The sequence below is a fragment of the Rodentibacter myodis genome (assembly GCF_001999305.1).
GTDB classification, from domain to species: Bacteria; Pseudomonadota; Gammaproteobacteria; order Enterobacterales; family Pasteurellaceae; genus Rodentibacter; species Rodentibacter myodis.
On record NZ_MLHQ01000021.1, the window covers coordinates 60,312 to 66,611 of the forward strand.

6 protein-coding genes are annotated in these 6,300 nt (G+C 40.1%); 3 read left to right on the forward strand and 3 right to left on the reverse strand.

What is annotated here, in order from left to right; translation table 11 throughout:
* Positions 1 to 3 precede the first annotated feature (3 nt).
* Complete coding sequence (locus tag BKL49_RS12705; protein ID WP_244151979.1) at positions 4 to 369, forward strand: type 1 glutamine amidotransferase family protein; 366 nt, start codon at positions 4 to 6, stop codon at positions 367 to 369.
* A gap of 233 nt (positions 370 to 602) precedes the next feature.
* Here the strand turns inward: BKL49_RS12705 and glpE are convergent, their stop codons facing one another.
* Genes glpE through ilvY form a run of 3 tightly spaced genes read right to left on the reverse strand, consistent with a single transcriptional unit; the run spans position 603 to position 2,707 of the window.
* A complete protein-coding gene (gene glpE, locus BKL49_RS08325; RefSeq protein ID WP_077424413.1) occupies positions 603 to 920 on the reverse strand; it encodes a thiosulfate sulfurtransferase GlpE in 318 nt (105 codons plus the stop codon).
* Positions 920 to 1,798 carry an EamA family transporter RarD gene (rarD, locus tag BKL49_RS08330; protein ID WP_077424415.1) on the reverse strand — a complete coding sequence of 293 codons (879 nt, stop codon included), beginning with the start codon at positions 1,796 to 1,798 and terminating at the stop codon, positions 920 to 922. Before rarD ends, glpE begins: the two co-directional genes overlap by 1 nt.
* Before the next feature lie 30 nt (positions 1,799 to 1,828).
* Positions 1,829 to 2,707, reverse strand: a complete 879-nt coding sequence (gene ilvY / locus BKL49_RS08335; protein ID WP_077424417.1) for an HTH-type transcriptional activator IlvY — start codon at positions 2,705 to 2,707, stop codon at positions 1,829 to 1,831.
* Positions 2,708 to 3,368: 661 nt separating this feature from the next.
* Here ilvY and ilvC point away from each other — a divergent pair.
* Complete coding sequence (ilvC, locus tag BKL49_RS08350; protein WP_077424420.1) at positions 3,369 to 4,847, forward strand: ketol-acid reductoisomerase; 1,479 nt, start codon at positions 3,369 to 3,371, stop codon at positions 4,845 to 4,847.
* Between the two features lie 75 nt (positions 4,848 to 4,922).
* A partial coding sequence (locus BKL49_RS08355; protein ID WP_143530832.1) for a pertactin-like passenger domain-containing protein occupies positions 4,923 to 6,300 on the forward strand: 1,378 nt, incomplete at its 3' end.

Sequence of the window (6,300 nt, forward strand, 5' to 3'; positions counted from 1 at the left end):
GATATGAAAGCGGTATTAAATTGGGCATTGGAAAAAGATAAGTATGTGATTACCCTATGCCACGGCCCTGCCGCATTATTGGCTGCCGGTGTGGGTGAAAAAGCGGAAGATTATCCGTTTAAAGGTTATGAAATTTGCGTTTTTCCTGATGCATTAGATGAAGGTGCAAACGTTGATATTGGATATATTCCGGGACATTTACAATGGCTACTTGCCGAACGTTTGGAAAACTTAGGCGTGAAAGTGTTAAACGAAGGCATTACCGGTCAAGTGAATAAAGATCGTAAATTACTCACGGGCGATAGTCCTCTTGCCTCTAATAATCTTGGTATTTTGGCCGCAGAGGAATTATTAAAAGCAGTCGCTTAATAGCAAAAAACCGATATTATGCAATGCTTGCACCATAACGGATTTTTTAGAAAAAGTCGGGATGTCTGATTGGCATCCCGGTCAAAATTCAAATAATTTCAGTAGGTTAATATGAAAGACACCGAGGCGCGTCTCTACTCATTTCGTCATTTTTTCTTTGTACGTTTGCTACAACAATACCACCCACAAAAAAATAACTGCACTTTTCTCCTAAAAACAGTATTCAACAAAAACTAATATGCCGTCTCAATCGGCAATTCCGCCCGCATCCAACCGTCAAAACCACCAATCACGCTATATAAATTTTCATAGCCTTGCTCTGCCAAGAATGTTGCTACGCTGCGACTACTGACACCGTGATAACAACTGATAATAATCGGAGAGTCAAAATCTACCTTTTCTTCAAATTGTAAAAAACTTTGATTGGTTAAATGAAATGCCCCCTTGGGGTGAGAATAGGCATAACGCCCGGCATCACGCACATCGGCGAGTATTGCCCCCTGTTGCACCATTTCCCAAGCTTGTTGTGGTGTAATTTCTTTAAATGACATTATAAAGCTCCTTTGGCGTGCTGTTTGTACACGCCGTCAATAATCACAAGGCTCATCGCCAACACTAAACAAATAAAAAGCGGATAGCTTTCCGCCTCAATTTTTTCACCAATAAAAAATGAAACAAATACCATCATAATGGTTTCGACATAACCCAACAGCCCAAGCAAATTCATCGGTAACATATTACTGGCGATGACATAGGCAATTAATGCCGTGCCGCTAATTAGCCCAAGTAAGACGAGCAATTCCCAAATGTTCGGATTGCTTTGTTCCACCAACCCAAAATCCGTTTGCAAGGCGAAATAAATACTTATTGGAATTAAACTCAACATTTCGAGGCAGAAGGAAGCAAGATCGGTATTTTTCAACGCTTTTCGGATAGAAAAATAAGAAGTATATCCCACGCAAATCACAATGGCTTCCCAAGATAATCCGCCTTTAATAACAATATTTGAAATCACGCCAATCGCCGCAATGATGACGGCGATAAATTTAAACGTGGAAATACGTTCTTTAAAAATGAGCCGACCGGCTGCCACCATCACAATGGGCAAGAGCAAATAACCAAAAGAAACGCTAAGGGAACTGCCGTTGTTCGGCGCCCAAAGAAAAAGCCACATTTGAAACCCCATTAATGCCCCGCAAAGTACATAAGAAAGGGCGAAGTGCGGTTGTTTTTTGAGGTGTTTTAGGCGAATAAGCAACGCTTGTTTTTGTTTAAACAAAAAAACGGCAAGTACAACGAATGGGAAAGTAAAAATCATTCGATAGCCGAAAATATCCGTGCCACTCAGAGGTTTAAGCAGCGTAGAAAAATAGTACATATAGCCAAACAAAAAAGAGGCGAGTAATGAAACAAGAATGCCTTTGAACATAAGAACCCCCTAATAAAATTAGGCGTCATTCTATTCCAACATCGCCCAAAATGCACGGATTAAGGGGTGCTCTAAATTTCTTTTCTGCGTGCAAACGCCCAATTCAAAGGGTTCAATCGGCACATCCAAATTTAAACGGGAAATTTGATTATTCATCGGGCTATTGTTGATCACCTCATCGGGCAACATTGCCAGTCCAAAGCCTAACCCGACCATTGGCACAATGCCTTCGTGTCCGGCAACGGTGGCATAAATTTTGGGATGTTTAATCTTTTTTTCCCGCAACCATTGTTCAATCCGTTGCCGTGCGTGTCCTTCCACAGGAAAGATAAAAGGCATTTGCTGCCAATTAATCGGTTTTTCCTGCAATAGTTGCGTTGCCAAACAGGCAACTCGGGGTGCAATCAGTGAGAGGGTAATATCATCAATTTTGTGAAAGGCAACACTTGCCGGCAGATGATTGGGCTTTCCGGCAATGGCAAGATCCACCTGTTGGGTTTGAATCAACTCCACCGCCAAAGCGGGATCGCCTGTAGTCAGCTGAATTTCTACTTTTGGATAACGCTGACGAAATGCTTTCAATATTTGCGGCAAATGGCTATAAGAAGCAGTGACGGAACAGAACAATTTAAGCTCACCACTTAATACATCCGATTCATTTTTAAGTTGTTGCTTAAATTGTTGCCAATTTTGCCATTCATTTTTGGCGAATTGATAAAACGTTTCCCCCTGTTCCGTTAATCGCACTTGGCGATTATCACGAATAAAAAGAGAATGCCCTATTTCTTCCTCCATCCTTTGTACTTGGCGGGAAAGTGTTGAGGGTGACATATGGTTTTGGGTGGCAGTTTTCGCAAAGTTTTGGGTTTCTGCCAGTTTGATAAAAAGGTAAAGATCTTGAAAATTCATCATTATTCCTATAATGACCTACTTTCTTTTACTTGTGTAAAAGAAAGTAGGCAAAGAAAACACACTCCAATTAAATTGCTGATCTTTGCTTTATTTCAATTTTCTTTACGGCAATTTTCTGAACTCGCTACTTTGTGGCTCAAACAGACTAAAATGCCTAAAAATTGAAAGTCGCAAAGGCAATTTATATGAGGCCCAGTTTTACGAGAGCGTTATTTAAAAAGTGCGGTTGATTTGGGGATAGTTTTAGCGAAAGAATAACCTTAAAATCAACCGCACTTTCCAAATAATGCACCTTCAGCTTCCCTTCTTTTCCGCCTTTGTAGAATTGAATTTGTAGGAAATTTTCGTCTGTTTGAGCATAGCGAGTTCAGAAAATTTCCGTCAAACAAATTCAATGGAACAAAGGAAAGAAGGAAAAGCAGGGTGTACTTTTCTTTGCTTACTTTCTTTTGTACAAGAAAAAGAAAGTAAGTCGTTCATCGAACGAAATACGAAAGTAAATTAAACAAAAAAACAATCATAATTGCAAAATACGCAACAATAAATATCAATAATATCACTTTACGCAATCACACAAAACGCTATAATCCCCCCACACAACAAAAAATATGCAAACACAACATCATACAATTATTCACCCTTACACAAAGGAAAAAATATGGCTAACTATTTCAACACATTGAATTTACGTCAAAAATTAGATCAATTAGGTCGCTGTCGTTTTATGGATCGCGAAGAATTTGCCGATGAAGCTAACTTCTTAAAAGGGAAAAAAATCGTGATTGTGGGCTGTGGTGCGCAAGGTTTAAACCAAGGTTTAAATATGCGTGATTCAGGCTTGGACATTAGCTATGCATTGCGTCCGCAAGCCATTGCCGAAAAACGTGCCTCATTCCAACGTGCAACAGAAAACGGTTTCAAAGTAGGCACTTATGAAGAATTAATCCCAACTGCCGATTTAGTGATTAACTTAACACCGGATAAACAACACTCAAAAGTTGTGGCGGATGTAATGCCATTAATGAAAAAAGATTCCGCATTCGGCTATTCTCACGGGTTCAATATTGTTGAAGTGGGCGAGCAAATTCGTCCGGATATTACGGTGGTAATGGTTGCGCCAAAATGCCCGGGTACAGAAGTACGTGAAGAATATAAACGTGGTTTTGGTGTGCCGACACTTATTGCGGTTCACCCTGAAAATGACCCGAAAGGCGAGGGAATGGAAATTGCAAAAGCGTGGGCGGCGGCAACCGGTGGTCATCGTGCCGGCGTATTAGAATCTTCCTTTGTTGCAGAAGTAAAATCCGACTTGATGGGTGAGCAAACCATCCTTTGCGGTATGTTACAGGCAGGTTCTATCGTGTGTTATGACAAATTGGTGGCAGACGGTAAAGATCCGGCTTATGCAGGGAAATTAATCCAATACGGTTGGGAAACCATCACCGAAGCCCTAAAACAAGGCGGTATCACATTAATGATGGATCGCTTATCAAATAGTGCGAAATTACGTGCATTCGAGCTTTCCGAACAAATCAAAGAAAAATTAGGTTTCTTATATTTCAAACATATGGATGACATCATCAGCGGTCATTTTTCTGAAACGATGATGGCTGACTGGGCAAACGGCGATAAAGATTTATTCGCGTGGCGTGAAGCAACCGGTAAAACCGCTTTTGAAAATGCACCGAAATATGATGGCAAAATCAGCGAGCAAGAATACTTCGACAACGGCGTATTAATGATCGCAATGGTGAAAGCCGGTGTTGAGCTTGCCTTTGATGCGATGGTGGCAAGCGGTATTTATGAAGAATCCGCTTATTATGAATCACTTCACGAATTACCGTTAATCGCCAATACAATCGCACGTAAACGCTTGTATGAAATGAATGTGGTGATTTCTGACACGGCTGAATACGGTAACTACTTATTCTCTAACGTAGCAACCCCAATTCTAGCCAACGAAATTATCCCAAATCTTCAAAAAGGCGACTTGGGCGAACCGACTCCAACCGTGGAAATCGACAACATCACTTTACGCGATGTAAACGATGCAATCCGTAATCACCCGGTAGAATTAATCGGTCAAGAATTACGTGGTTATATGACGGATATGAAACGTATCGCAGTTGCGGGTTAATCATTAATTGAATAAAATTTAAGCCGATTTGTTTTTACAAACCGGCTTTTTTATTATCCGAACGAGAAATCAAAAATGAAAAACAATGAAAAATTTAACCGCACTTTTAAGATAAGTTTGATTGCTGCGGCATTAGGGCTAGCGAATCAGGCTTGGGCAGCCGAGGTGCAGTGTAACACTGCAACGGGTGTTTCAATAAACAATCAAAATGGCGCAACATTAAACAATTGTGTGATAACCCAGCCACTACAAAAGGAATATTACCTCACCAAAATCAATGTAACGAATAGTCAAGATGTCTCTATCAATCATTCAAAAATCTCCATTTCAGGCGATGAATGGAGCGGTATAAGAGTTAAAGATGCTAGTGCGACATTAAACAATGTTGAGCTGTCGGCGAGTAATCCGACTCGAGGGAGCAGCATTGGTATCGAAATGACTAACTCAACCGTCAATATTAATGGTGGGAAATATACAACGACATCAAACAGAAATACCCTTGAAGCATTTCGTTTAATAAATTCAACCTTAAATGCCAAAAATGTTCAAATTTCACTAAATGGTATAGCCAATGATGGTATTTCGTTAGAAGAAAACAGTACGGCTAATTTAGAAAATGTGACATTAACCGCAACAAATGAAGCCAGTCCTATCATTTATGATGCCTCGAATAATTCAAATTCTGTTGTAAAGATTACCAATTCTAAGATCAATAGCCATTTTGAATTACTTGATGTGCGATGGGATGTGCAAAACGATACTGTGGGAAAATTGGCGATTACAGTCGATAATTCAAGTTTACAAGCCCCAATATTCTTGTTAGCAGGTTCTGATAAATATTTAGAAAATGGTCATACAGTAAAATTAAACGAACATCACAGTCTCACAGCAAAGAATAGCAGTACATTAAACGGATTAATCGCTGTGGACAATGATGAAGAAAGCACAATATCGCTCAATCTTGATCATTCCTCTTGGACAACTAATTCATTATCCTTTGAGGATGAAGATAACACAACCGTTACCATCACCCCAAGTGTAACCAACCTCGACTTAAACAATGGTGTCGTCACCTTAGAAAAAAACGATAATTTCCAAACACTGACTATTTTTAACAACCTCACCGGTTCCGGCACATTTAACCTCAACACCAATATTGCTGAAAATAAAGGCGATAAAATCATTGTGCAAGGCTCTGCTGAAGGTAACCATAAAATTGGTGTTACCAACCAAGGGGCAAATGTTGCCAATCGCAAACTCACGTTAGTTGAAACCAAAGGTGGGAATGGTGCATTCAGTTTGACAAATCCGAATAATCGTGTGGATTTAGGTGCGTATCAATATTTCTTAACGAAAGAAGGAAATAACTGGGTACTTGCCGATTCACAAAGTGCGGTAAATCCGGAAACGCCTGCACAACCAACACCAAACACACCAAGTACGCCAAGTACGC